The organism is Amycolatopsis sp. lyj-112 (genome assembly GCF_046549055.1).
Taxonomy (GTDB): Bacteria; Actinomycetota; Actinomycetes; order Mycobacteriales; family Pseudonocardiaceae; genus Amycolatopsis.
In genome coordinates this window covers 122389-145699 of the sequence record NZ_JAJPWS010000009.1, presented here as the reverse complement: position 1 = coordinate 145699, position 23311 = coordinate 122389, and the positions used below count along the sequence as shown (strand labels likewise).

The window sequence follows — 23311 nt, the reverse complement described above, 5'->3', positions numbered from 1 at the left end:
CATGGCGTCCGGTCAGCGAGTCAGGAAGATCGGGATCGTCTGCCCGTACTCCTTCGACGTACCCGGCGGCGTGCAGGGGCACGTCATCGATCTCGCGAAGGCCTTGCTCGCGCGCGGGCACGACGTCTCCGTGCTCGCCCCGGCGGACGAGGATTCCGACGTCCCGGACTTCGTCGTCCCCGCGGGGAAGGCGCTCGGCATCCCGTACAACGGCTCGGTCGCGCGGCTGCAGTTCGGCCCGGTGTCCTACTCCCGGGTGCGGCGGTGGATCCGGGACGGCGAGTTCGACGTCCTGCACCTGCACGAACCGGCCGCCCCGAGTCTTTCGCTGCTGGCGCTGAAGGTCGCGGACGGCCCGATCGTCGCGACGTTCCACACGGCCACGACCCGTTCGCGCACGTTGGCGGCGTTCCAGCCGGTCCTGCGGCCGCTGCTGGAGAAGATCACCGCGCGGATCGCGGTGTCGGCGCTGGCCAGGCGGGTCCAGGTCGAGCACGCCGGCGGTGACGCGGTCGAGATCCCCAACGGCGTCGACGTCGACTTCTTCGCCCGCGCGCTTCCCCTGGACGGGTATCCGCGAGCGGGCGGCACGGTCGGCTTCGTCGGGCGGTACACCGAGCCCCGCAAGGGGATGGGCGTGCTGCTGGAGGCGCTGCGGATACTGCTGCCGGAGTTCGAGGACCTGCGGATGCTGGTCGTCGGCCGCGGGGACGCCGATCAGCTCCGGCGCGAGGCAGGGCCGGAACTGGCGCCGCATATCGACCTGCTGGGGCAGGTCGACCACGAGACGAAGGCGCGGGCCCTGCGCAGCGTCGACGTCTACTGCGCGCCCAACATGGGCGGGGAGAGCTTCGGCATGATCCTCACCGAGGCGATGGCGGCCGGGACGCCGGTGCTCGCGAGCGGGCTGGACTCGTTCCGCCGGGTGCTCGACGACGGGAAGGCCGGGATGCTGACCGAAACCGGGGACGCCGCCGCGCTGGCGGACGGTTTGCGTGAGCTGCTCGGCGATCCGGCGCGGCGGGCTTCGCTGGCCGCGGCCGCGGGGGAGCGGATCGCGATCTTCGACTGGTCCGTGGTCACCACCCAGGTCCTGCGTGTGTACGAAGCGGCGATCGCCGCCGACCCCCGGCGGGTCGGCGCGGGCGAACGCGAGTTCAGCCGGTGACGACATGGGTGTGGATCGGCGGCCTCGTGGCCGCGATCGTGGTGCTGGGCGGGCTGTTCCTGCTCGCGACGGCGAACCGGCTCGACCGGCTGCACGTCCGCACGGACGCGGGCTGGGCGGCACTCGACGCGGCCCTCGCGCGGCGCGCCGTCGTCGCCAGGGCGGCCGCGGTGATCTTGGGCGACGAGGGACTCCGCGGGCTGGCCGAGCGTGCCGAGCACGCCGAGCGGCCGGATCGTGAAGTCGAGGAGAACGAGCTGACGCTGTTGCTGGCGCGCGTCGACCGGACGACGTTGCCGCCGCCGCTGGCCGAGGAACTGACCGACGCCGAGCACCGCGTGGTCATCGCGCGACGGGTGCACAACGACGCCGTACGGGACACGCTGCATTTGCGGCGGCGCCGGAAGGTCCGGTACTTCGGTCTCGCTGGAACCGCCCGGCTCCCGGAGTACTTCGAAATCGCCGAACCCGACTTCTGAAAGCGCGCTTAGAGGACTACTTGCGGGAGGATGGGGTCATGAGCGAACGGGTGCTGGTAGCGGTTTTCGCGACACCGGTGGCGTCCTTCCTGCTGCGGTACGGCAAGGATCTCGGGTTCACGACGGTGCTGTTCGAGCCGGACGGCGCACGGGCGACCGATGTCGCGGACGGCTTCGAGGTCGTCTCGACGGTGCCCGATCTCGGCTCCGGGGCCGACGTCGTCGTCACCGATCACGACCGGCTCGAACTCGGTGCGGTGCTCAAAGCCGCGCTGGGTCACCCGGCCCGCTGGATCGGGGTACTGGGCAATCCGCGCCACGCCGGCCCGCATGTGGCCGCGCTCAGGGCATTGGACGTCCCGGACGAGGACATCGCCCGGGTGCACCGCCCGGTCGGGCTGAACATCGGCTCCCGCACGCCGCCCGAGATCGCCATCGCCACCCTGGCCGGTCTCCTCGCGGACCGGAACGAGCGGCCGGGTGGGTTTGATTTCTAGGCCACGGCTCCTTCCGGCATGGGCTCGAACCGGGCGTGCTTGCGGGTGAACGTCGCCGTGCCCGAGGTCAGCGAACGCAGGTCGATCGCGTAGCGCAGTAGTTCCGCGGCGGGTACCTCGGCGCGGATGACCGTGCGGCCGCCTTCACCCGATTCGGTGCCGAGAACGCGGCCACGCCGGGACGAGAGGTCGCCGAGCACGGTGCCCAGGTGCTCGTCCGGAAGCCGCACCGCCACCTCTTCGAGTGGTTCGAGCAACGCGATCTTCCCGGCCACGGCGGCTTCCTTCAGTGCCAGCGCGCCCGCCATCTGGAACGCGGCGTCCGACGAGTCGACGCTGTGCGCCTTCCCGTCGACGAGGGTCACCCGGATGTCGATCAGCGGATGCCCGTCGAGCAAGCCACGCAGGGCCTGGGCCCGGACGCCCTTTTCGACACTCGGGATGAACTGGTGTGGCACCGAACCGCCGATGATCTTGACCGCGAACTCGAACCCCGAACCGCGCGGCAGCGGTTCGACCTCGATGTCGCAGACGGCGAACTGGCCGTGGCCACCGGACTGCTTGACGTGCCGCCCGTGCCCGCGGGCAGGCCCGGCGAAGGTCGAGCGCAGGCTGATGCGGACCGGTTCGGTGTCCACGTCGGCTCCGCCCGCGCGCAGCCGTGACAGCACGACGTCGGCGTGCGCCTCGCCCATGCACCACAGCACGAGCTGGTTGGTCTCGGCGTTGCGGTCCAGGCGCAGGGTCGGGTCGCCCGCGACGAGCCGGGAAAGGTTGCGCGCCAACGTGTCCTCGTCGCTGCGCGTTTTCGCGATGACGGCGACCGGGAGCAGCGGTTCCGGCATCGTCCACGGTTTCATGATCAGCGGGTCTTCGGGTGAGGAGACGGTGTCGCCGGTCTCGGCCGAGCCGACCTTGGTCAGCGCGCAGAGATCGCCCGCGACGCAGAACGGGACCTCGCGCAGGTTCGCGCCGAGCGGGGAGTAGAGGTGCGCGACCCGTTCGTCGGCGTCGTGGTCCTCGTGCCCGCGTTCGGCGAGGCCGTGGCCGGAGACGTGCACCGGGCGTTCGGGCCGGAGCGTTCCGGAGAAGACCCGCACGAGGGACACTCGGCCGACGTAGGAGTCGACAGCGGTCCGGACGACCTCGGCCGCGAGCGGCCCGTCGGGATCGGCGCGGAGGCTCGCGTGCGGCTCGCCACTGGGGGAGGTGACCTCCGGTGGGACGTGCTCGAGCGGTGAGGGGAAGGCGCGCACGATCCCGTCGAGGACTTCGGCGAGCCCGACCCCGGTCGTGGCGCACACCGGGATCACCGGGTGGAACGATCCGCGCGCGACGGCGGTTTCGAGGTCGGCGATCAGCGTGTCCTCGGCGATCTCCTCACCGGCGAGGTACCGGTCCATCAAGGATTCGTCCTCGCTCTCGGCGATGACTCCCTCGATCAGTTCGTTGCGGGCCTCGTTCATCCGGGAGAGATCGGCCTTGTCCGGCTCGCCGACCTGGGGCGGGAAGCCGTTGGAGTAGTCGAAGTAGCGGCGGGTGATGAGCCCGACGAGTCCTTCGCGCGCGGGCAGGTACAGCGGCAGCACGCCGGCCCCGAACGCGGCCTGGCAGGCCGCGATCTCGCCTTCGGGGTCAGCGCGGTGATGGTCGAGCCGGGAGACGATCACCGCTCTCGGCATCCCGACGGCCGCGCATTCCTCCCAGACCGCGACCGTGGCCGCGTCCACGCCCTCCGCCGCGCAGACCACGAACAGCGCCGCGTCGGCGGCCCGGAGCCCGGCGCGCAGTTCACCGACGAAATCGGCGTACCCGGGGGTGTCGATGAGGTTGATCTTGTGGCCCTGGTGCAGCACCGGCGCGACCGAGAGGCCGACCGACCGCTGCTGCCGGACCGCGGCGGGGTCGTGGTCGCAGACCGTGGTGCCCTCCACGACCGAGCCCGCCCGCGACACCGTGCCGGACGCGGCGAGCAGCGCTTCGGCGAGCGTGGTCTTGCCGGAGCCGGACGGCCCGACCAGGACGACGTTGCGCACCTTCGCCGGGTCGGCCACAGCGACGGCGGCCCCGGAGTCTCCGTTCTTGCTCTGTTTGTCGGCCATGACGGTCTCCTCACCACACGACGCCCGGGAAACAGGTGTGTCCCCGATCACACACCCGCGATACCCGTCGCGGCAAGGTGACCGGCGAGGGACCCCCCGAATGTCGACCCGTCGCTATGCTCGATGGCGGATGCCCGAAGGCGAATCCTGGGGGGATGAGCGATGGAGCTCGGCAGGCGGACCATCCTGAAGCTGGCCGGCGCGGTTCCGGCCATGGCGGCGGTACCAGCGGCGATTCCCGAAGGCGGTGGTCCCTGGGAACGCTTGCGCGCCGGATTGGCCGGCGAACTGTTCCGGCCCGGTGACCCCGGCTACGACGAAGCGCGGCTCGGGTTTTTCAGCCTTTACGACCATCGGCTGCCCCACGGTGTCGCAGTATGTGCGAACGAGGACGACGTCCGGCGCTGCGTCGATTTCGCGGCCAGGCACCGGGTCCCGATCGCGGCACGGTCCGGCGGGCACAGCTACGCCGGCTATTCCACAGTGGACAAAGGCCTCGTCGTCGACCTCTCCCGGCTGAACGCGATCGAAATCCTGCCGGGCGGCCGCGCGGCGATCGGCGCGGGCGCGGTGCTCGGCCAGGTGTACGAAACGCTGGCGGCCGCGGGACGTGCGCTGCCGGCGGGCAGTTGCCCTTCGGTCGGCATCGCCGGGCTGACGCTCGGTGGTGGCATCGGAGTCCTGGGCCGTAAGTACGGTCTGACCTGCGACAGCGTCGAGTCCGTGCGTTTCGTCGGCGCGGACGGGAAGCTGCGCCTCGTGTCGGCGGAGACGGCGCCGGACCTGCTGTGGGCGCTGCGCGGCGGTGGCGGCGGCAACTTCGGCATCGTCACCTCGTTCACCTTCCGCACGGCGGCGGCCAGGACACTGACGAACTTCGGCCTGACCTTTCCTCCCGCCGTCCTCGCCGCCCTGGTCGCCGCCTGGCAGGAGTGGCAGCCCGCGATGCCGGACGAACTGTGGTCCGGGATGGGGCTCGGGCCGACGGCCGTCAACTGCGGTGGCTGTTTCGTGGGCCGCGCGGCGCAACTGAATCCGCTGCTCGACGACCTCGTCCGCCGTGTCGGCACCCAGCCGCTCACCCGCGACGTGACCGAGCAAAGGAATCTCGCGACCATGCGCGCCTTCGCCGAAGAGACGAATTTCCCCGCCGCGGTGGCGCAGCGGGGTGAGTACGTCTCCACTTCGAGGATGCTGACCCATCCGGTCCCGGATCCCGACGCGCTGGCGTCGTTATTGACCAGCGACCCGTATCTGTACTCGATCATCGACGCGTACGGCGGCGCGATCGCGCGGGTGCCGTCGAGCGAGTCGTGCTTCCCGCACCGGTCCGCGCTCGGCAGCATCCAGGTCACGCGTGGCCTGGACGGCGGCGAGGCGTACGCGCGGCAGGCGATCGGCCGGGTCAGGGACGAACTCGGCCGGGAGTACGGACAGGCCGGGTACATCAACTACATCGACGCGGAGATGCCGCACTGGGCGAAGGCGTACTACGGGGAGAGCCTCCCGCGGCTGCGGAGGGTGGCACGGAAGTACGACCCAGACGGCGTCTTCGCCTTCGAGCAAGGTCTCGCGCGCTAGCCCCTCCCGCGTTTCGTCCTCTAGTCGCGATACTTGCGCGCGCAACTACCGCGACTAGAGGACGAAACGCGGGGCCGGGCGCGGGCCAGATCACCCAGTGGACTGCTGAAATCGCCGCGAAATGGCCTGCTTCAGAGGTCCAAAAGCGGCCTACCCTCGGAAGGGTCACACCACCCAGTGCGCTTTCCGAAAGGTCCAGCAGTGTCTGACGAGTCCACGAACACGGCCACCACCTCGCTCACCGGCACCGGCCGGGTCAAGCGCGGCATGGCGGAAATGCTCAAGGGCGGTGTGATCATGGACGTGGTCACCGCCGAGCAGGCGAAGATCGCCGAAGACGCCGGTGCCGTCGCGGTGATGGCGCTCGAGCGGGTCCCCGCGGACATCCGCGCGCAGGGCGGCGTCGCCCGGATGAGCGACCCGGACCTGATCGACGGCATCATCGAAACCGTCTCGATCCCGGTCATGGCGAAGGCCCGTATCGGCCACTTCGTCGAGGCACAGCTGCTGCAGTCGCTCGGCGTCGACTACATCGACGAGTCCGAGGTGCTGACCCCGGCCGACTACGAGAACCACATCGACAAGTGGGCCTACACGGTGCCGTTCGTCTGTGGTGCGACCAACCTCGGCGAGGCCCTGCGCCGCATCAACGAGGGCGCGGCGATGATCCGCTCCAAGGGTGAGGCCGGCACGGGCGACGTCTCGAACGCGACCACGCACATGCGCAAGATCCGCGCGGAGCTGCGTCGCCTGTCCTCGCTGCCCGAGGACGAGCTTTACGTTGCGGCGAAGGAACTCCAGGCTCCGTACGACCTCGTCAAGGAGGTCGCGGAGAAGGGCAAGCTGCCGGTCGTGCTGTTCACCGCGGGCGGTATCGCGACCCCGGCCGACGCCGCGATGATGATGCAGCTCGGTGCCGAGGGCGTGTTCGTCGGTTCCGGCATCTTCAAGTCCGGCAACCCGGCCCAGCGGGCCGAGGCGATCGTCAAGGCCACCACGTTCTACGACGACCCGGACGTCATCGCGAAGGTTTCGCGCGGCCTGGGCGAGGCCATGGTCGGCATCAACGTCGACGATGTGCCCGAGCCCCACCGCCTCTCCGAGCGCGGCTGGTAAGCCGACGACTCGGCTCCGATACGGACCGGCCCGGCGCTCCTCGATGAGTGCCGGGCCGTCCTGAGATCAGGCCGCGTGCATCAGAAGGTGGGACCGTTCCTGGTCATCAGAGCCACGCTTTCAGATCGGCCAAATCCACCATGGGCATTCCCCAGCGCAGCGCCGCGACTTCGAGGTCGGCGCTGCCTGCCATCTCGCCGTCGGGGTTCATCACTTCGCAGCACACGCCGACCGGAGAGAGGCCGGCGGCGGTGCACAACGCGACTGTCGCCTCCGTGTGCCCGGACCGCTCGGCGAGCAGACCCGGGCGGGCGGCGAGCGGGAACACGTGTCCAGGACGCAGAAAGTCCTTGGCTGTCGCGTCCGGATCGGCCAGTTTCCGCACGGTGGCGGCACGTTCGGCAGCGGATACGCCGGTGCCCGTTCCCGTGGCCAGGTCGACCGGTATCGACCACGCCGTTCCCTGCCGGTCGCCTTCGCCGGGCATCGGCGCGATTTCGAGGCGCCGCAGCACTTCCGGCGCGCACGGCACCGCCGGAAAACCGCAGACCTGGGTCAGCAGGAAGGTGAACGATTCAGGGCGGAGCCGGGCGCCGGCGAAGATCACGTCGCCCTCGCCCTCGGTTTCCGGGTCCCACACGACGACACCGCCACCGGCGGCGAGCTGGCGCAGCACCTTCTCCACGCCGGCGCGTCCATCGACGTGACCGGCCCACGGCAGCTGGGGCAATGCCTTTACCACCGCTGAAGGAGGCGTCTTCTCCGCCAAGCGGCCGACCAGGTCGAGTTCCAGGTTCACCCGGTCTCCGGCCTTCAGGTCGCCGAGTGTGGTGGCCGAGCGGGTCATCGGGAGCAGCACGACCGAAATCCGGTCACGCAGGACCTCGGCGATGGTCACACTGACACCGTCGAGGGCGATCGGGGACTTCGCGAGCAGCCTGTCCAGCAGACGCTGCGGCGGCCGGAGCCAAATCCGGCGGGCGCCGCCTTCATCGTCGATCCGGATCACCTTCCCGACGGCGTCGACGTAACCCTGGACCAGGTGGCCGTCAAGCGGATCGCCGACGTGAAGCGGCGTCTCGATGTTGACAGCGTCTCCGGCCGCAAGCGTGTCGAACGTCGACCGGCGACGGGTTTCCGCGGAGAGCACCGCCTCCAAGACGCCGTCGGCCGGCCGTACGGTGAGCCGTACCCCGTTGACGCACGCCGATCCGCCGTCGCGGACGCGGTCCGCGCTCTTCGGCGCCCGCACACGCAGCACGTCGCCCTTGATCTGTTCGACGGCGCCCAGCTCGCCGATTCGCCCAGTGAACATCGATCAACACCCCGTTTTCACGGCCGTACCCCGGAGAGTCCGGCGAGGGCCGGACACAGGGAACGCGGGGTTTCACCGCCTGGCCCCGGAATCACACCGGGTCGTTCCACCCCCTTGGCGGAACCGGCCTGCTATCTGGCCACACCGTGGAATCGCACCACGAGTCGATCATAGCCAGATCGAGGATCGCCTTCGAGGGGAAACGAGATGGTGACGTCGAGCCGCCTCGTTCCCTTGGCGAGATGCCGGGGGTGTGTTCGAACCCTATTGGCGGTGTCGCCACCGCCAATAGGGTTCGGGGTATGAGTCAGCCGATCCAGTTCGCCGATCGCAACTTCAAGCTCGCCGTCGTCCAGGAGCTGATGTACAACCAGGAACTCCTGCCGAGGTTCAGCCTGCTGGAGTACGCCGCCGAGCAGGGTTTCACTTTCGACGGAGGGAGCGTCGAGGCGGTACCCGAGGCCCTGGCTTTCTTCGACGCGTTCGAGGTCCCCGTTGAGCTCGCGGAGAAGGTCACTGAGATCGAGATGGACGGCGGTAACGAGATCTACTTGGAGATCGCGCCGAACTGGGATGGTGAGGACGGACTGTTCGACGTCGACGAGTTCGCCGACGTCGAACACTTTTCCCACCTGAAGTCGATGACGCTGCTCTACACGGGCAACGAGGAGTCTCTGGAGACGTTGCGGGCGCGAGGTATCGAGGCGGACTGGCTCTGACCCAGCCAGCGTCGATCGCGGGTACGGGACGACCCCTTACGGCGCCTGAGCAGGTGTGAGCGAGAGTAAGGGGTCGATCCGCGCCGGTATGTAGGTGATCACCCGATGCTGTAGCGCGCCCCTCAGGACGAATCTGGTCACTACCGAACGCGGTAGTGAGTTCCTGAGGGGAAACAGTGATGAACAGCAACGACGTTTTGCTCGCCGGGGTACTGGCCGAGGTGGACTACCGGACCGAGCAGATGCTGAAGGCCGGTCGTAGCGTGTGGGTCGAGCGGGCCCGCCGGGTGGGTAGGCGGACCCGCCTGCACCGTGCCGGGGTCCGGGTGTCGGCTCAGTAGTGCCGCCGGCCTCGGCGAACAGAGCCCGCTCCACGCGCTTCACGGACCGACCGCTGAGCGATTCGCCCGATCGGATGGTGCTGACCCTCGGGAAACTGTGACACTCTGTTCTTGGATGTCACAGCACAAGGGGGTTCCATGGGGTCCGGGGAGCGCTTCTATCGTCTGCTGGGTGAGCCGTCCGCCGAATGCGCGGGCGTGGATCTCCCGCTCGGCCCGCCACAGGCGCGCCGGGTGTTCGCGTTACTGCTGGTCGAGGCCGGGCAGCTGGTCTCGTGCGATCGGATCATCGACGAACTCTGGGGTGGCGGGCCGCCGTCGTCGGCGAAAGTGCAGGTCCAAGGCCTGATCTCAGGCTTGCGGCGCGCTCTGCGCTCGCCTTGGGGCGACCAGCCGATCCTGACCAAGGGGGCGGCGTATCTGCTCAACGCCCGGCCGCAGGAGACCGACACCGGCCGGTTCAGCTGCCTGGCCGCCCAGGGGCGCGAGCTGCTCGCCCGGGGCTGCCTTCGTGAGGCGGCCCAGCGGTTCCGGGAGGCGCTGGAGTTGTGGCGCGGGCCGGTCCTGGCGGGGGTGCCGGTCGCGGCCGCGGTCATCGCGCACTGGGAGGACCAGCGTCTTTCGGTCCTGGAAGACCGCGCCGAGGCCGAACTCGGGCTCGGCGAACACGACCGGCTGGTCCCCGAACTGCGCGACATGTTCGCCGCGGCGCCGTTCCGCGAGCGGACCTGCGGACAGCTGATGACCGCGCTCGCCCGCGCCGGCCGGATGGCCGAGGCGCTCGACGTCTACGGGAAATGGCGCCGCAGGCTGGTCGAGGAACTGGGCATCGAGCCGTCTCCGGCGATCCGCGCGCTGCAGGGCGAGATGCTGTGCGACAGCTCTGGCATGACAGCGCGGGAACACCCCGCCTACCGGGAACCCCCGGTGCCGAGCCAGCTGCCGCCCGGCATCGCCGATTTCGTCGGCCGGGACGCCCTGGTCGAGGAACTGCTGGCGGAACTGACTTCGGACGACGGCCGCGACACTCCGCCCGTCCTGTTGCTCACCGGCGCGGGCGGGATCGGCAAGTCCTCGCTGGCGGTCCGGCTCGCGCGCCGGGTGGCCGGCGCGTATCCGGACGGACGGCTGTTCGCCGCCCTGCGCGGGACCACGAACGAACCACGGTCACCGGAGGCCGTGCTCGCCGGATTCCTGCGAGCGTTCGGCGTTCCTCACGACGCGATCCCCGCCGACATCGACGAAAGCGCCTGTCTGTTCCGCAGCATGGTCCACGGGCGCCGGGTTCTGCTGGTCCTCGACGATGCCGCCGGCGAAGCCCAGCTGCGGCCGTTGCTGCCGGCCGGTGGCGGCTGCGCGGTGATCGTCACGAGCCGGTTCGCCTTGGACGGTCTCGAACTCGGCCGTCCGGTCCCGGTCGACGTCCTCGCACCCGCCGACGCGGCCGCCTTGCTCGCGAGGCTCACCGGGAACGGCGAGATCGAAGAGGAGTCCGTTGCCGCCCAGCAGGTTCTGGAGTACTGCGGTGGTCTCCCGCTCGCTCTGCGGATCGTCGGCAGCCGGATCGGTGATCGCTCCGGCTGGGAACTCGCCGACGTCGCGATCGAGCTGTCCGTCGAGCGTCGGCGGCTGGATTGGCTGTGCGCCGGGGATCTGGCCGTCCGCAGCAGCCTCGCCCTCGGCTACCGGCAGCTGGCGCCGGACCGGCAACGGCTGTTCCGCCGGCTGGGTCTGTTGCCCGCGGCCGATTTCCCCGCTTGGGCGGCCGCGGTCGCCGATGGCGGCGAGTCCGGCGCCATCGCCGTCGCGCTCGAGGACCTGAGACACCGGCACATGATCCAGCCGGTTTCCCGGGGTGCGGGCGCACCGCGTTATCGGGTGCACGACCTGCTGCGCGCCTTCGCCGTCGAAGAGGTCGTGGCGGAGCCGGAACAGGATCGGGCCGACACTGTCGAACGGGTGCTCGGCGGCTGGTTGTGGCTCGCGGAGAAGGCCACGGATCGCTTGCCCCGCAGCGTTCTGCGGCCCGGACCCGGGCAGGCCACCCGTACCCGGCTGGACGAATCGCTGGTCGCCGACCCGCTTTCGTGGTTCCAGGCCGAGCTTCCGGCGATCGAGGCCGCCGTCTCGCACGCGGCGGACGCCGGTCTCGGGGAACTGGCCTGGGAGCTCGCCGTCGTGGCCGCTTCGTACTTCGACCACAGTGGACTGTACGCGGAATGGTCGCGGTGTCACCGGCGCGCGCTCGACGCGGCGAGGGCCTCGGGACGGGCACGGGGGGAAGCCGCGCTGCTGCGCGGAATCGGCCAGATCCACCTCTACTGGGACGACTATCCGGAGGCGGCGAGGTCGCTCACCGAGTCGTACCGGATCAGCGAGCGCATCGACGATCCCGCCGGGATGGCCGGCGCGCTGACCGGGCTCTGCGTGCTCGCCCGTTCGACGGGCAGGCCCGAAGAATCGAGGGCGACGGCGAAGCGCGCGCTGACCATCGTCACGGAGATCGGTGACGTCCTCGGCATGGCGCACCTCCGCACCTCGCACGCCGTCGCCAGCACGGAACTCGGCCTGCTCGACGAGGCCGAGGCGGAACTGGACGAGGCCTGGCGGCTCTGCGCCGAACTGGACGACGAGCACCGGATGGCACACGTCCTGCGCAGGCAAGGACAACTGCACCTGCGGCGCCGGGATCCGCGGGGGGCGATGTCGTGCCTGCACCGGGCGCTGGACCTGCTCGAGTCGCTGGGCGACGAACTGTGCGCCGCGCAGGTCCGGCTCGACATCGGCCGGACCTACACGATCCTGGGGAAGACGAAGGCCGCGACGCTGGTGCTGACCGGCGCGTCCTCGCAGTTCACCGGGGCGGGGAACCGCAGCAGCGCGGCCGCTTGTGACCGCCTGCTGGGCGCCTTGTCCGCTTCTTAGCCGAGCCAGTGCGACGTCGGCAGCGCGGGAACCCGGTGTCCACGATGGCCGGTCATCTCCTGGTTGGCGAACAGCGCGTTGAGCACCGCCTCCTCGGTCGCCTGCACCACGGCCTCGAAGAACGGGTCGAGCCTGCCCCACGGCACGAACCGGAGGTTCTCGTACTCGGCCTCCGCGGTCCGGGGGAAGCGGCTGGTGAGCGCACCGGGATTGGCCGTGCTGAAGGAAAGGAACAGGTCGCCGGAGAAATGCGAGCCCGCCGTCCCGGTGCGGGCGAGGCCGAGCGGGACCCGGCGGGCGAGTGCGGTGCACTGCCCGGGCAGCAGGGGCGCGTCGGTGCCCACGATGACGATCACCGACCCCGCGCCCGCCGGCGCCGACCAGGCCTCTTCCATCGGGTTGTCGCCATACAGTTCGAGACCGACCGGTTCGCCGGCCACGGTGAGTTCGCGGCGCGACCCGAAGTTGGCCTGCAGCAGGACACCCACGGTGTACTCGTCGTCCCCATAGGACACGACGCGGGAAGCCGTTCCGGTGCCGCCCTTGAAGCCATAACAGGTCATCCCGGTGCCACCGCCGACGGAGCCTTCGTCGAGCGCGCCGCCTCGTGCCGCGTCGATGGCCGCCATCGCGTGTCCAGTGTGGACGGTCGGCGCGGTGCTGTCGTTGAGATAGCCGTCCCAGGTCTCGGCGACCACCGGCAGCAGCCATTCCGCCGCCACGTCGGGCCGTTCCCGCACCACCCAGTCGATGACTCCGCGGTGGCACGCGCCCACCGCGTGCGTGGAGGTGATCAGCACCGGCAGGGTCAGCGACCCGGTCTCGGTGAGCCACGCGGTGCCGGTCATCTCCCCGTTTCCGTTGAGGGCATAGGTTCCCGCCGCGCAGGGCAGGGCGAAGTCCTCGCGTCCGCGCGGCAGCACGGCGGTGACGCCGGTACGCACCGACTCGCCTTCGACGAGCGTCGTGTAGCCGATCTCGACGCCGGCGACGTCGGTGAGCGCGTTGTGCGGGCCGGTCCGGCCGGGCAGGGGGACACCCAGATCGCGGGCGCGGGTCATGACGGTTCCTCCAACGGGCTCGTGGTGGCGGTGCGGGCGTAGGACAGCAACATCGCTTCGGCGGTCGCGGTTTCCAGCGTCGGCACGGCTTGGGTGAGGTGCAGGCCGTAGCCGTCTTCCAGCGCGACCAGGTTCCGCGCGATCGCCACCGCGTCCGCGGTCAGCGCGAACTCGCCGGTGGCCGCGCCGGCTTCGAGGATGCCGGTGTAGATCCGCACCTGCTGTTCGTAGAGCGTGATGTGCCGGGCGGCGTACACCGGATCGCGGCGGGCGATCGTGCCGAGTTCGTAGAGCAGCACGCACAGTTCGTCGTCCGGGCCGGTGGGCAGGCCGCTGCGGATCATCGCCAGCAATCGCTCGCCGGGGCTCGACTTCGTGCTCGCGGCCAGTTCCCGTGCCGAGCAGAACCGCGCCACCGCCTCGCGCTGCACCTCCTGGAGCAGGTCGGCCAGGGTGGGGAAGTAGTACAGGACGGAGCCCGACGACAGGCCCGCGCCCTCGGCGATGTCCCGCAACCGCAGGTTCAGCACCCCGCGGTCGACGACGGCGCGTCTCGCCACCTCGATCAGTTCGGCTCGTCGCTCCGGTGCTCTGCTCGGTCTCGCCATGCCTCTCATTCTTCGAAGCTTGTTCGAAAAACGCAAGTACCGATTCGGAACAGGTCTTGACGCGGCAGCGAGAAGGGCCTTTGATCCGTGCTCAACAGTTCTTCGAAGGAGACTCAAAGAACCGGTATCCCGCCCCTTGTAGGAGGTCGGCCGTGTCCACTCCCGCCCTACGCCGCGGTCTGCGCACCCTCGGCACGTTGCTCATCACGCTGTCCGCGATCAGCCCCGCCTCATCGGTCTTCATCATCGCGCCGGGGGTGATCTCCGGTGCCGGTACGGGCGCCTTCTACAGCTTCGTGGCCGCGGGGGTGGTCGGCGTGTTCATGGCCTTCGTCTACGCCGAACTCGCGTCGGCCTTCCCGGTGGCGGGTGGCGAGTACGCGATCGTCGCCCGCACCCTCGGCAAGCTGCCCGGGTTCGCCGTGCTGGGCCTGATGATCATCACGCAGGTGCTCATCGTCGCGGTGATCGCGCTCGGCGTCGGCACCTACCTCGGGGTCCTGCTGCCCGGCGTGCCAGGGCCGGTGATCGCGGCCGTGACCTGCGTGGTGGCCGCCGTCGTCGGGGTCTTCGACATCAAGCTCAACGCCTGGGTCACCGGCATCTTCCTCGCCATCGAGATCCTCGCGCTGATCGTGGTCAGCGTGCTCGGCCTGCTGAACCCCGTGCGGCCGTTCAGCGACCTGCTCGCGAGCCCGGTCGCGGCCGACGGCGGGCCGGCGACGATGGGGGCCATCGCGATCGCCACCTCGATCGCGATCTTCGCCTACAACGGCTACGGCTCGGCGGTGTACTTCGGTGAGGAGACCCAGGACGCTTCCCGCGGGATCGCCCGCGCGATCCTGTTCGCGCTCGGCATCACGGTGGTCGCCGAACTGGTCCCGGTGACCGCGGTACTCATCGGCGCCCCGGATCTGAACGCGCTGTTCGCCTCGGAGAACATGCTGTCCTCCTTCATCGGCGCGCGCGGCGGCGGCACGCTCGACACCGTGCTCGGCCTGGCGGTCGCGCTGGCGATCATCAACGCGGTGCTGGCGATCGTCCTGATCAGCTCGCGGATGCTGTTCAGCAGCGGCCGCGACCGCGCGTGGCCGTCGCCGGTCAACCGCGCGCTGGCCGCGGTGCACCCGAGGTTCGGGACGCCGTGGGTGGCCACCGTCGGCACCGGGCTGGTGGCCGCGCTGCTCTGTTTCGTCGACCCGAAGCTGCTGCTGGTGGTCACGAGCACGTCGATCGTGGTGGTGTACGCCGCGCTGTGCCTCGGCGCGATCGTCGGCCGCCGCACGGGAGTGACCGCCCACGCGAAGTACCGGATGCCTTGGTTCCCGGTCGCTCCGGTCCTCGCGCTGGCCGTGCTGGTGTTCGTGGTCTATCAGAACGTGCTCGACCCGGCGGTGGGCAGGCCGAGCCTGATCGTGACGGCCGGGATCGCGCTGCTTTCGGTCGGGTACTACCTCGTCGTGCTGCGGCGGAAGGGCGGCTGGCGGCTGGCCGAGGTCACCGAGGACACCGCGCAGGAGGAAGCAGGGGACGTGGCCTAGGTGTACTCGGCGATCTCGACGCCGAAGGTGCCCGGTTCGAGCGCTTCGAAGATGTGCGGGACGTCGCCGGGGTAGCAGATGTAGTCGCCGGGCAGCAGTTCGACCGGATCCTCCTGCAGCCCGACCCGGGCGCGCCCGGCGCTGAGGGTGATGTGCTCGACGATCCCGCTCATATGCGGCTCGGAAAGCCGCGGTTTCCCGGGTTCGGCGCGGATGAGGTACACGTCGCGCCGGGCTCCGGGCGGGCAGGAGCTGAGCAGTGTGCAGGCGTAGTCGGCGTGTTCGGCGAACACGGTCGGCCCGCTCCCGGCGCGGATGATCTGGACGCGGGGGCGCTCGGGTTCGACGAGCCGGGAGAACGGGACGTCGAGTGCGACGCACAGTGCCCACATCGTTTCGACGCTCGGATTCCCGGTCCCGGATTCGAGCTGGGAGAGCGTCGATTTCGCGAGGCCGGCGCGTTTGGCGACCTCGGTGAGGGACAGCCCGGTGCGGGCGCGCTCCCGGCGCAGGGACGTGGCGATGACGTCCAGTGGTGCGCCGTCGGACGCGGAAGGAGACATGCGTTCGCTCCATCGGTCGTTGCGTTCGCCTTGACGAACACGAGGGTGTTCGTTCATCGTATGATGCTATGCGTTCGATATGGCGAACAACCACGCGTGTCCTGGGACGCGATCTTCTCCGTGACATCGGGCTGGTCTGCCTCGCCGACACCATCGTCGGCATCTCCTACGGCGCGATCGCGGTGAGCTCCGGCTTCCCGGTCTGGGCGCCGATGTTCCTCTCCGTGCTGGTCTTCGCCGGTGCTTCGCAGTTCATGTTCGTCGGCATCATCGCCGCGGGCGGCAATCCGGTCGCCGCCGTCGCGGCGGGCCTGCTGGCCAACGCGCGGCACCTGCCGTTCGGCTTCGCGATCGGCGACGTCCTGGGCAAGCGGTGGTCGTCGCGGATCGTGGGCAGCCACCTGATGATCGACGAATCGGTCGCGTTCGCGCTGGCCCAGCGCGACGAGCACCGCCGTCGCGCGGCCTACTGGGTCTGCGGGATCGGGCTGTTCGTGTGCTGGAACGTCGGTGTCCTCGCCGGGGCGTACGCCGGGACGGCGATCAGCGACACGGACGCCTTCGGTCTCGACGCGGCCTTCCCCGCCGTCCTGCTCGCGCTGGTCCTGCCGTCGCTCAAGGACCGGGCGACCCGGCTGCCGGTGTTCCTCGGGGTGGCCGTCGCGCTGGGCACGACGCCGTTCCTGCCCGCCGGGCTGCCGGTGCTGCTCGCGCTGGTCGGCGTGCTGGCCGGGGTGGCCGCGAAGGAACCGGCGGGACCCGGGGAATCCACCGAACGTGAACCCGAGGGAGTGCACTGATGGATCCGCTCGACCTGATCATCGCGGGCGGTGTGCTCGCCGTCGGCACCTTTGCCTTCCGCTTCGCCGGCCCTGTCCTGCGGGCCCGGTTCACCGTTTCGCCCAAGGCCGAGAAGCTGATGGCGAGGGCGGCCGTCGTCCTGCTGGCCGCGCTCGTCGCGGTCGCCGCGTTCACCGAGGGACACGAGTTCGCCGGCTACGCCCGGCCCGCCGGCGTCCTGGTCGGCGGCGTACTCGCCTGGCGGAAGGTGCCGTTCGCCCTGGTCGTCGTCGCGGCCGCCGCCACCGCCGCCCTCCTGCGGCTCGCCGGGGTCCCCTGACCTGGCCGTTCCTGGAAGCGCCTAAGCTGGGGGGAAGGTCTTTCGGGAGGTCGGGTGGCGATCGCGTCGGGGGCACGGCCGGTGGTCGGCGTGCTCGCACTGCAGGGTGACGTGCGTGAGCACGCCGCGATGGTGGAGCGCGCCGGTGCGCGAGCGCTGCCGGTCCGGCGCGAGAACGAACTGTCCGAAGTAGACGGTCTAGTGCTGCCGGGCGGCGAGTCGACGACCATGTCGAGGCTGCTGGAGACCTTCGAACTCCTCGAACCCCTGCGCGAGCGCATCGCGGGCGGCCTGCCCGCGTTCGGCTCGTGTGCCGGGATGATCCTGCTCGCCCGGCAGGCCCTCGATGGACGCCCTGACCAGCAGCAACTCGGCGGTCTCGACGTCGTCGTCCGGCGCAACGCCTTCGGCAGGCAGGTCGACTCGTTCGAGGCCGACCTCGATTTCGCCGGTATCGACGGCGGCCCCGTGCACGCCGTCTTCATCCGCGCCCCGTGGGTCGAAAAGGCGGGCGACGGAGTAGAGGTACTCGCCAGTGTCCCCGAAATGCCGGGCTCGGAGGACGCGGCCGCTAGGATCGTCGCGGTCCGGCAGGGGACGGTGCTCGCCACGTCGTTCCACCCGGAACTCACGGGGGACGAGCGCGTGCACCGGTTGTTCGTCGACCTCGTGCGGCAGGCTTAAGCAAAACCGACTCTGTGCTCAGCGGCGGGCACAGGAGTAGATGGAGGAGAGATGAGCGGCCACTCCAAGTGGGCCACCACGAAGCACAAGAAGGCCAACCTGGACGCGAAGCGCGGCAAGCTCTTCGCCCGGTTGATCAAGAACATCGAGGTGGCCGGCCGGACCGGGGGCGGCGACCCGGACGGCAATCCGACGCTCTACGACGCCATCCAGAAGGCCAAGAAGAACTCGGTCCCGCAGGACAACATCGAGCGCGCCCGCAAGCGCGGCGCCGGTGAAGAAGCGGGCGGCGCCGACTGGCAGACCATCACCTACGAAGGCTACGGCCCGAACGGTGTGGCCGTGCTGATCGAATGCCTCACCGACAACAAGAACCGTGCCGCCATGGAGGTCCGGACCGCGCTCACCCGGAACAACGGCTCGCTCGCCGACCCGGGTTCGGTCTCCTACATGTTCAACCGCAAGGGCGTCGTGATCATGCCCAAGGGTGAGGCCACCGAGGACGACGTCCTCATGGTCGTACTCGACGCGGGCGCCGAGGAGATCAACGACCTCGACGAGAACTTCGAGATCGTCTCCGAGGCCACCGACCTCGTCCCGGTCCGGAAAGCCTTGCAGGACGAAGGTTTCGAGTACGAGTCCGCGGATCTCACGTTCCTGCCGTCGGTCAGCGTCTCGCTGGACGTCGAAGGTGCGAAGAAGGTCTTCAAGCTCATCGACGCGCTCGAAGACTGCGACGACGTCCAGAACGTCTACGCGAACTTCGACGTGTCCGATGAAGTCATGGCCGAGGTCGGCTGACGGTTGCCTGCGTGTTCGAGGGGTGAACGTCTACGCACTGCGTGAGATTCCACGTGTCCGACGAAGTCATGGCCGAGGTCGGCTGATCGTTTTTCCCGTCATGCGCCGGAAAAGCGATCCCGGGACTAGGTATGGACGCGCACGTGGGGCACAATGTCGCGCGTGACGACCTCCGAAACCGACGCCCTCACCGCCGAAGAACTCGAGCTGATCCAGTGGATCGAGTCCCAGGCGCAGGCCAGAGGAAACGCGGTCATCGCGGTCGCGGGCGACGACGAAGAGGCGAACTTCTGCTTCACCGCGTGCGCCTGGGCACTGCACAACGTCCCGGAAGCGGTCGTGATCGGGCTGCCCGAGCACATGGGCCCTGTCCTGCTCGACGCCTACGTCGACCGTGCGGCCAACGGTGAGATCTTCGAGGTCGGCAGGCGTTATGACGATTTCTTCGAGGGCGCGGCGGTGGTCTTCGAACGGGTCGCGAAGGGGCACTATCCCGAGTACTTCGGGAGCGCGTTCCTGATCTACCCGGACGGGGACTTCCCGGCGCTGCAACTGATCGTCGCCACACCGGACGGCCACTTCCCGTGGCACCCGGACGCTCCGGACGGGTTCGCGCGGTACCAGCCGGTGCTGACCGAATCCGGTGACCCGGAGAGCTGGACGCCCGGAGCCGACGGTCCTTGACGCTGTGCCCTGAACAGCTGTGCCATGAACGGGCCTTTCCTTGCAAATTTTGCAAGGAAAGGCCCGTTCATGGCGTTCACGGGACCACTCACCAAAGCGAAGGACTCGCGCTGAGACTCCAGTGACCAATGTGGCCACTGAGGCGATTCACATACTTGCCCACGCGAGGTGTCGGTACGGGGGGCGTGAGTGGCAAGTCGGGTTCTGGTGAACCTCGGTCGGGATACCCATGACCGGCGACGGCGTTTCCGCGTGGTCGCGGGCTGACGATGAAGGAATCGGGACACTCAACGCCCCAATTCCTTCATCGTCGACTGGTAGCGGAGCGTGGTTCCTTCAGCTCTGCCGCGGCCATCCACAGGGAGAACGCAACTAGAGGACTAAACGCAGCGACCCACACCGCCCCACGCGAGCCGGCCAGCCCGGCAGGCTCACTTCAGCCAGGGTGCGAGATCCGTGGCGGCCTCCGGCCACCCCGAAGCCAACGCCGCCGCATCCCCGAACTCGACGCAATCGTCGGTATAAGGCGGCACCACCACGGTCCCGGCCAAGCTCCACTCACCGGTACTGGACGACGCCTGCCAGACCCCGGCCGGCACCACCACCTGCGGCCGCTCGCCGGCCGCGGCGTCCGGCCCGAGCACCGGCCGTGTGATCCGGCCGTCCGGGAAGAGCAGGAGCATCCGCACCGCGGCACCGGCGTGGTGGGCGTAGATCTCCAGCCGGTCCAGCCGGTGCGGCGCCGAGGTTTCCGGTGCCACCAGCAGGTAGTAGATCGCCGACGCGGTTTCGTCGCGCCAGCTCTGCGCCCAGCGGCCGCCCTCCACGGGCAGCGGCTGGAGACCCAGTTGGTCGATGTAGGCGGTGAAGTCGGTGGAGCTCGGCATGTCTTCATCCTGCCGTCGATCGCTCCGGGTAGCCTCAGGCTCGAACGGATGTTCGCCGGAACAGTCGGAGCAGCGGAGGGAAACGCGTGCGGGTACTCGGGGTCGACCCCGGTCTGACCAGGTGCGGGCTCGGCGTGGTCGACGGCGGCAAGGGCCGCACCGTCCGTGCCGTGGCGGTCGACGTCGTACGCACCTCGCCGGACGCCGATCTTTCCGTGCGCCTGCTGGGGATCTCCGACGCCGTCGAGCGCTGGCTCGATCGCTACAAGCCGGAAGCCGTCGCCGTCGAGCGGGTCTTCGCGCAGCACAACGTGCGCACCGCGATGGGCACCGCGCAGGCGGGCGGGGTGGTCGCGCTCGCCGCGGCCCGACGCGGGCTGCCGGTCGTGTTCCACACGCCGAGTGAGGTCAAGGCCGCCGTCACCGGCTCCGGCCGCGCGGACAAGGCGCAGGTCACCAGTATGGTCATGCGCCTGCTCGGTCTCGAGGTCAAACCGCATCCGGCGGACGCCGCGGACGCGCTCGCGCTCGCGATCTGTCACCTGTGGCGCGAGCCGATGCGGGCCCGGCTCGCCGAAGCCGAGGCCAGGGCGGCCGAGATCGCCAAGAACCACAAGGCCAGGCTCGCCGCCGCGGCACAGCGCGCCAAAAAACACGAAGCGAAAACACAGGGAGCGGCTCGATGATCTCCTCGGTACGCGGTGGAGTCCTCTCCATCGGTCTCGACCACGTCGTGATCGAGGTCGGCGGGGTCGGTTTCGCCGTGCAAGCCACGCCGGCCACTCTCGCGACGCTTCGCCGCGGTGATGAGACGATGCTGCACACCGCGCTCGTGGTCCGCGAGGATTCCTTGACGCTGTTCGGGTTCGCCGACGCCGACGCGCGCGGACTGTTCGGCCTGCTGCAGACGGTGTCCGGGATCGGCCCGCGTCTCGCGCTGGCGACGCTGGCCGTGCTCGACCCGGACAAACTGCGGTCCGCGCTGGTCGAAGGCAACATCACCGTGCTCACCCAGGTGCCCGGCATCGGCCGCAAGGGCGCCGAGCGGCTGACCCTCGAACTCCGCGACAAGGTCACCGCGCTCGCCGGCCCGACCGACGGATCACCGGTGGTCACCGCGCCCGGCGTGCTGCGAGGCGAGGTCGTCGAGGCGCTCGCCGGGCTCGGGTTCCCGGCCAAACAGGCGGAACTGGCCGTCGACAACGTGCTCGGCGAAGGCGACGGGCACACGACGTCCTCCGTGCTGCGTGCCGCGTTGGCCACCCTCGGGCGTAAGCGGTAGCTCGCCCCATGGACTATGAGGCAGTGACGGAGTTCGACGCCGAAGACGAGACGCTTTCGGCGTTGTCGCAGAACGGCGAACGCGAGGTCGAGACCACGCTGCGCCCGCACAAGCTGGACGAGTTCGTCGGCCAGCCACGGGTGCGTGAGCAGCTGGAACTCGTCCTGGAGAGCGCGCGGCGCCGGGGGGTCCCGCCGGACCACGTCCTGTTTTCCGGCCCGCCCGGGCTGGGCAAGACGAGTTTGGCGATGATCGTCGCGGCCGAACTCAACGCCGCCATCCGGATCACTTCGGGTCCGGCGCTGGAACGGGCGGGCGACCTCGCCGCGATGCTGTCCAACCTGGCGCCCGGCGACGTCCTGTTCATCGACGAAATCCACCGCATCGCCCGCCCCGCCGAGGAGATGCTGTACCTCGCGATGGAGGACTTCCGCGTCGACGTCGTGGTCGGCAAGGGGCCCGGCGCGACCAGCATCCCGCTGGAGATCGCCCCGTTCACCCTGGTCGGGGCGACCACCAGATCCGGTTCGCTGACCGGTCCGCTGCGCGACCGGTTCGGGTTCACCGGCCAGATGGAGTTCTACTCCGACGCCGAACTCGAACTCGTCGTCCGTCGAGCGGCGACGATCCTCGAGATCCCCATCGACCGCGACGGCTCCGCCGAGATCGCGCGCCGTTCGCGGGGCACGCCCCGGATCGCGAACCGGCTGCTGCGCCGGGTGCGCGACTACGCCGAGGTCCGGGCGGACGGGCACGCCACTCGCAAGGTCGTGCGGGCGGCGCTGGAGGTCTACGACGTCGACGAACTGGGCCTCGACAGGCTGGACCGCGCGGTGCTGACGGCATTGGTGCGGTCCTTCGGCGGTGGCCCGGTCGGCGTGTCGACACTGGCCGTCGCGGTGGGGGAGGAACCGACCACCGTGGAAGAGGTGTGTGAGCCTTACCTGGTCCGCGCCGGTATGCTCGCCCGCACTCCTCGCGGCCGGGTCGCCACAGCGGCCGCTTGGGAACACCTCGGCCTGCCGGCCCCGGCCGGTCTCACACGCGGCGACCAGGGCGGCCCGACCCTGTTCGACGAGGACTGACCGGACCGTTCACGCGGTACGGGGCCCACAGTGGCGACGGGTGGTGGTGGAGTTTCCGCTGGCACCTGGCACACTCGGGAAGAGCACACCCCGCCAAATCGGACATAACAGCGCACCGCGCGGCGTCCGCTCGAATTGGAGAGTCATGAATCAGTTATTGCTGCCGCTGCTCCTGATGCTCGTTGTGGCGATTCCGCTCGTCATGGGCACCCGTAAGCAGAAGAAGGCGGCGGCAAAGCAGCAGGAGCTGCTCGCGAGCCTCGCTCCCGGTGACCGGGTGATGACCACCTCCGGTCTCTACGCGACCGTCGCGGATGCCTCCGCCGACACCACGATCGACCTCGAGGTCACCCCCGGCCAGATCAGCACGTGGCTGCGTCAGGCCGTGCGCGAGAAGATCGAGCCGGTCGTCGAGTCGGACGAGGACGCCACCGACACCTCTGACGCCGATGAGGCCGTCGAGGAGACGGTGGTCGTGGAGTCGAAGGACGACGAGCGCGTCGAGGAGAAGGCAGGCGCGCAGATCGCTCCTCCGCTGGAGCACGGCAAGAAGTAGCGCCTGTAAGGCCATCCCCGACACCAGACTTTCGTAGGTGTGGGGTCAACGCCGGGCTCACGCAGCACCGAGTACTGTCTCGGTGCTGCGTGCGTGTCCGTCGTCATAGTCGTGCCCGTTCACCGGGCACGGTCGTCAAGGCGTGTTCGCAGTACCGCGGGGCTCCCGCCCGGCGTGTGAACAGCCAAGTCCATTG

At 69.7% G+C, this 23311-nt stretch carries 24 protein-coding genes; 18 read left to right on the top strand and 6 right to left on the bottom strand.

All coding sequences use genetic code 11. From position 1 onward, the window contains the following. Position 1 precedes the first annotated feature (1 nt). Genes ACLJRL_RS27540 through ACLJRL_RS27530 form a run of 3 tightly spaced genes read left to right on the top strand, consistent with a single transcriptional unit; the run spans position 2 to position 2144 of the window. Positions 2 to 1168 carry a glycosyltransferase family 4 protein gene (locus ACLJRL_RS27540; protein WP_410659195.1) on the top strand — a complete coding sequence of 389 codons (1167 nt, stop codon included), beginning with the start codon at positions 2 to 4 and terminating at the stop codon, positions 1166 to 1168. Continuing rightward, a complete protein-coding gene (locus ACLJRL_RS27535; protein ID WP_410659194.1) occupies positions 1165 to 1647 on the top strand; it encodes an NUDIX hydrolase in 483 nt (160 codons plus the stop codon). Before ACLJRL_RS27540 ends, ACLJRL_RS27535 begins: the two co-directional genes overlap by 4 nt. A 38-nt stretch (positions 1648 to 1685) precedes the next feature. Further along, positions 1686 to 2144, top strand: coding sequence for an XdhC family protein (locus tag ACLJRL_RS27530; RefSeq protein ID WP_410659193.1), 459 nt, complete (start codon positions 1686 to 1688; stop codon positions 2142 to 2144). Here the strand turns inward: ACLJRL_RS27530 and ACLJRL_RS27525 are convergent. Then, a complete protein-coding gene (locus tag ACLJRL_RS27525) occupies positions 2141 to 4246 on the bottom strand; it encodes an elongation factor G-like protein EF-G2 (protein WP_410659192.1) in 2106 nt (701 codons plus the stop codon). The two genes, ACLJRL_RS27530 and ACLJRL_RS27525, sit on opposite strands and share 4 nt — an antisense overlap. 162 nt (positions 4247 to 4408) lie before the next feature. Here ACLJRL_RS27525 and ACLJRL_RS27520 point away from each other — a divergent pair, with 162 nt between their 5' ends. After that, positions 4409 to 5827, top strand: a complete 1419-nt coding sequence (locus ACLJRL_RS27520) for an FAD-binding oxidoreductase (RefSeq protein WP_410659191.1) — start codon at positions 4409 to 4411, stop codon at positions 5825 to 5827. A 201-nt stretch (positions 5828 to 6028) separates the two neighbouring features. Further along, on the top strand, positions 6029 to 6943 hold the full coding sequence (gene pdxS / locus ACLJRL_RS27515; RefSeq protein WP_410659190.1) for a pyridoxal 5'-phosphate synthase lyase subunit PdxS: 915 nt from the start codon (positions 6029 to 6031) through the stop codon (positions 6941 to 6943). A 106-nt stretch (positions 6944 to 7049) separates the two neighbouring features. Here pdxS and ACLJRL_RS27510 read toward each other — a convergent pair whose 3' ends face one another. Next, complete coding sequence (locus ACLJRL_RS27510) at positions 7050 to 8258, bottom strand: 3,4-dihydroxy-2-butanone-4-phosphate synthase (RefSeq protein WP_410659189.1); 1209 nt, start codon at positions 8256 to 8258, stop codon at positions 7050 to 7052. Between the two features lie 302 nt (positions 8259 to 8560). Here ACLJRL_RS27510 and ACLJRL_RS27505 point away from each other — a divergent pair, with 302 nt between their 5' ends. The 3 genes from ACLJRL_RS27505 (at position 8561) to ACLJRL_RS27495 (ending at position 12243) form a co-directional block, all read left to right on the top strand. Continuing rightward, complete coding sequence (locus ACLJRL_RS27505) at positions 8561 to 8977, top strand: DUF6892 domain-containing protein (RefSeq protein ID WP_410659188.1); 417 nt, start codon at positions 8561 to 8563, stop codon at positions 8975 to 8977. A 179-nt stretch (positions 8978 to 9156) separates the two neighbouring features. Further along, entirely contained in the window at positions 9157 to 9318 is a 162-nt protein-coding gene (locus tag ACLJRL_RS27500; RefSeq protein WP_410659187.1) for a hypothetical protein, read from the top strand. Between the two features lie 138 nt (positions 9319 to 9456). Beyond that, positions 9457 to 12243: a BTAD domain-containing putative transcriptional regulator gene (locus ACLJRL_RS27495; protein ID WP_410659186.1), complete on the top strand. Its 2787-nt coding sequence runs from the start codon at positions 9457 to 9459 to the stop codon at positions 12241 to 12243. Here ACLJRL_RS27495 and ACLJRL_RS27490 read toward each other — a convergent pair. After that, complete coding sequence (locus ACLJRL_RS27490; RefSeq protein WP_410659185.1) at positions 12240 to 13304, bottom strand: P1 family peptidase; 1065 nt, start codon at positions 13302 to 13304, stop codon at positions 12240 to 12242. The genes ACLJRL_RS27495 and ACLJRL_RS27490 overlap by 4 nt on opposite strands. After that, complete coding sequence (locus ACLJRL_RS27485) at positions 13301 to 13912, bottom strand: TetR/AcrR family transcriptional regulator (protein ID WP_410659184.1); 612 nt, start codon at positions 13910 to 13912, stop codon at positions 13301 to 13303. Before ACLJRL_RS27485 ends, ACLJRL_RS27490 begins: the two co-directional genes overlap by 4 nt. Positions 13913 to 14064: 152 nt before the next feature. Between ACLJRL_RS27485 and ACLJRL_RS27480 the strand changes: the two genes are divergently transcribed. Then, positions 14065 to 15453 (top strand): APC family permease, encoded by a 1389-nt coding sequence (locus tag ACLJRL_RS27480; RefSeq protein WP_410659183.1) that lies wholly within the window; start codon positions 14065 to 14067, stop codon positions 15451 to 15453. Here the strand turns inward: ACLJRL_RS27480 and ACLJRL_RS27475 are convergent. Beyond that, positions 15450 to 16016 carry a helix-turn-helix domain-containing protein gene (locus ACLJRL_RS27475; RefSeq protein ID WP_410659182.1) on the bottom strand — a complete coding sequence of 189 codons (567 nt, stop codon included), beginning with the start codon at positions 16014 to 16016 and terminating at the stop codon, positions 15450 to 15452. The two genes, ACLJRL_RS27480 and ACLJRL_RS27475, sit on opposite strands and share 4 nt — an antisense overlap. 68 nt (positions 16017 to 16084) lie before the next feature. On the opposite strand from ACLJRL_RS27475, the gene ACLJRL_RS27470 reads away from it, so the two are divergent. The 5 genes from ACLJRL_RS27470 to ACLJRL_RS27450 all read left to right on the top strand — a co-directional run bounded on the left by ACLJRL_RS27470 (position 16085) and on the right by ACLJRL_RS27450 (position 19305). Further along, a complete protein-coding gene (locus ACLJRL_RS27470; RefSeq protein WP_410659181.1) occupies positions 16085 to 16816 on the top strand; it encodes an AzlC family ABC transporter permease in 732 nt (243 codons plus the stop codon). Next, on the top strand, positions 16816 to 17136 hold the full coding sequence (locus tag ACLJRL_RS27465) for an AzlD domain-containing protein (RefSeq protein WP_410659180.1): 321 nt from the start codon (positions 16816 to 16818) through the stop codon (positions 17134 to 17136). The genes ACLJRL_RS27470 and ACLJRL_RS27465 overlap by 1 nt, the downstream gene beginning before the upstream one ends. Positions 17137 to 17190: 54 nt before the next feature. Further along, positions 17191 to 17820, top strand: a complete 630-nt coding sequence (gene pdxT, locus ACLJRL_RS27460) for a pyridoxal 5'-phosphate synthase glutaminase subunit PdxT (RefSeq protein WP_410659179.1) — start codon at positions 17191 to 17193, stop codon at positions 17818 to 17820. A 51-nt stretch (positions 17821 to 17871) separates the two neighbouring features. Then, positions 17872 to 18621, top strand: coding sequence for a YebC/PmpR family DNA-binding transcriptional regulator (locus tag ACLJRL_RS27455; protein ID WP_410659178.1), 750 nt, complete (start codon positions 17872 to 17874; stop codon positions 18619 to 18621). A gap of 153 nt (positions 18622 to 18774) precedes the next feature. Next, positions 18775 to 19305: a DUF4262 domain-containing protein gene (locus ACLJRL_RS27450; RefSeq protein WP_410659177.1), complete on the top strand. Its 531-nt coding sequence runs from the start codon at positions 18775 to 18777 to the stop codon at positions 19303 to 19305. Between the two features lie 431 nt (positions 19306 to 19736). Here ACLJRL_RS27450 and ACLJRL_RS27445 read toward each other — a convergent pair whose 3' ends face one another. Next, the gene (locus tag ACLJRL_RS27445; protein ID WP_410659176.1) at positions 19737 to 20192 is read right to left on the bottom strand and encodes a cupin domain-containing protein; all 456 of its coding nucleotides are present in this window, start codon (positions 20190 to 20192) and stop codon (positions 19737 to 19739) included. 86 nt (positions 20193 to 20278) lie between these two features. Between ACLJRL_RS27445 and ruvC the strand changes: the two genes are divergently transcribed. The 4 genes from ruvC to yajC all read left to right on the top strand — a co-directional run bounded on the left by ruvC (position 20279) and on the right by yajC (position 23115). After that, positions 20279 to 20878 carry a crossover junction endodeoxyribonuclease RuvC gene (ruvC, locus tag ACLJRL_RS27440; RefSeq protein ID WP_410659175.1) on the top strand — a complete coding sequence of 200 codons (600 nt, stop codon included), beginning with the start codon at positions 20279 to 20281 and terminating at the stop codon, positions 20876 to 20878. Then, a complete protein-coding gene (ruvA, locus tag ACLJRL_RS27435; RefSeq protein ID WP_410659174.1) occupies positions 20875 to 21474 on the top strand; it encodes a Holliday junction branch migration protein RuvA in 600 nt (199 codons plus the stop codon). Before ruvC ends, ruvA begins: the two co-directional genes overlap by 4 nt. An 8-nt stretch (positions 21475 to 21482) precedes the next feature. Continuing rightward, the gene (gene ruvB, locus ACLJRL_RS27430; protein ID WP_410659173.1) at positions 21483 to 22559 is read left to right on the top strand and encodes a Holliday junction branch migration DNA helicase RuvB; all 1077 of its coding nucleotides are present in this window, start codon (positions 21483 to 21485) and stop codon (positions 22557 to 22559) included. A 145-nt stretch (positions 22560 to 22704) separates the two neighbouring features. Next, positions 22705 to 23115 (top strand): preprotein translocase subunit YajC, encoded by a 411-nt coding sequence (gene yajC, locus ACLJRL_RS27425; protein WP_410659172.1) that lies wholly within the window; start codon positions 22705 to 22707, stop codon positions 23113 to 23115. Positions 23116 to 23311 lie beyond the last annotated feature (196 nt).

What these genes read in the sequence shown, in the direction of transcription:
- ACLJRL_RS27450 (WP_410659177.1), top strand. Translation starts at nt 18,775, where the DNA reads ATGTCGCGCGTGACGACCTCCGAAACCGACGCCCTCACCGCCGAAGAA.
- ACLJRL_RS27495 (WP_410659186.1), top strand. Translation starts at nt 9,457, where the DNA reads ATGGGGTCCGGGGAGCGCTTCTATCGTCTGCTGGGTGAGCCGTCCGCC.
- ACLJRL_RS27510 (WP_410659189.1), bottom strand. Translation starts at nt 8,258, where the DNA reads ATGTTCACTGGGCGAATCGGCGAGCTGGGCGCCGTCGAACAGATCAAG.
- yajC (WP_410659172.1), top strand. Translation starts at nt 22,705, where the DNA reads ATGAATCAGTTATTGCTGCCGCTGCTCCTGATGCTCGTTGTGGCGATT.
- ACLJRL_RS27455 (WP_410659178.1), top strand. Translation starts at nt 17,872, where the DNA reads ATGAGCGGCCACTCCAAGTGGGCCACCACGAAGCACAAGAAGGCCAAC.
- ruvB (WP_410659173.1), top strand. Translation starts at nt 21,483, where the DNA reads ATGGACTATGAGGCAGTGACGGAGTTCGACGCCGAAGACGAGACGCTT.
- ACLJRL_RS27530 (WP_410659193.1), top strand. Translation starts at nt 1,686, where the DNA reads ATGAGCGAACGGGTGCTGGTAGCGGTTTTCGCGACACCGGTGGCGTCC.
- ACLJRL_RS27540 (WP_410659195.1), top strand. Translation starts at nt 2, where the DNA reads ATGGCGTCCGGTCAGCGAGTCAGGAAGATCGGGATCGTCTGCCCGTAC.
- ACLJRL_RS27475 (WP_410659182.1), bottom strand. Translation starts at nt 16,016, where the DNA reads ATGTCTCCTTCCGCGTCCGACGGCGCACCACTGGACGTCATCGCCACG.
- ruvA (WP_410659174.1), top strand. Translation starts at nt 20,875, where the DNA reads ATGATCTCCTCGGTACGCGGTGGAGTCCTCTCCATCGGTCTCGACCAC.
- ACLJRL_RS27465 (WP_410659180.1), top strand. Translation starts at nt 16,816, where the DNA reads ATGGATCCGCTCGACCTGATCATCGCGGGCGGTGTGCTCGCCGTCGGC.
- ACLJRL_RS27520 (WP_410659191.1), top strand. Translation starts at nt 4,409, where the DNA reads ATGGAGCTCGGCAGGCGGACCATCCTGAAGCTGGCCGGCGCGGTTCCG.
- ACLJRL_RS27500 (WP_410659187.1), top strand. Translation starts at nt 9,157, where the DNA reads ATGAACAGCAACGACGTTTTGCTCGCCGGGGTACTGGCCGAGGTGGAC.
- ACLJRL_RS27505 (WP_410659188.1), top strand. Translation starts at nt 8,561, where the DNA reads ATGAGTCAGCCGATCCAGTTCGCCGATCGCAACTTCAAGCTCGCCGTC.
- ACLJRL_RS27485 (WP_410659184.1), bottom strand. Translation starts at nt 13,912, where the DNA reads ATGGCGAGACCGAGCAGAGCACCGGAGCGACGAGCCGAACTGATCGAG.
- ACLJRL_RS27445 (WP_410659176.1), bottom strand. Translation starts at nt 20,192, where the DNA reads ATGCCGAGCTCCACCGACTTCACCGCCTACATCGACCAACTGGGTCTC.
- ACLJRL_RS27525 (WP_410659192.1), bottom strand. Translation starts at nt 4,246, where the DNA reads ATGGCCGACAAACAGAGCAAGAACGGAGACTCCGGGGCCGCCGTCGCT.
- ACLJRL_RS27470 (WP_410659181.1), top strand. Translation starts at nt 16,085, where the DNA reads ATGCGTTCGATATGGCGAACAACCACGCGTGTCCTGGGACGCGATCTT.
- ACLJRL_RS27490 (WP_410659185.1), bottom strand. Translation starts at nt 13,304, where the DNA reads ATGACCCGCGCCCGCGATCTGGGTGTCCCCCTGCCCGGCCGGACCGGC.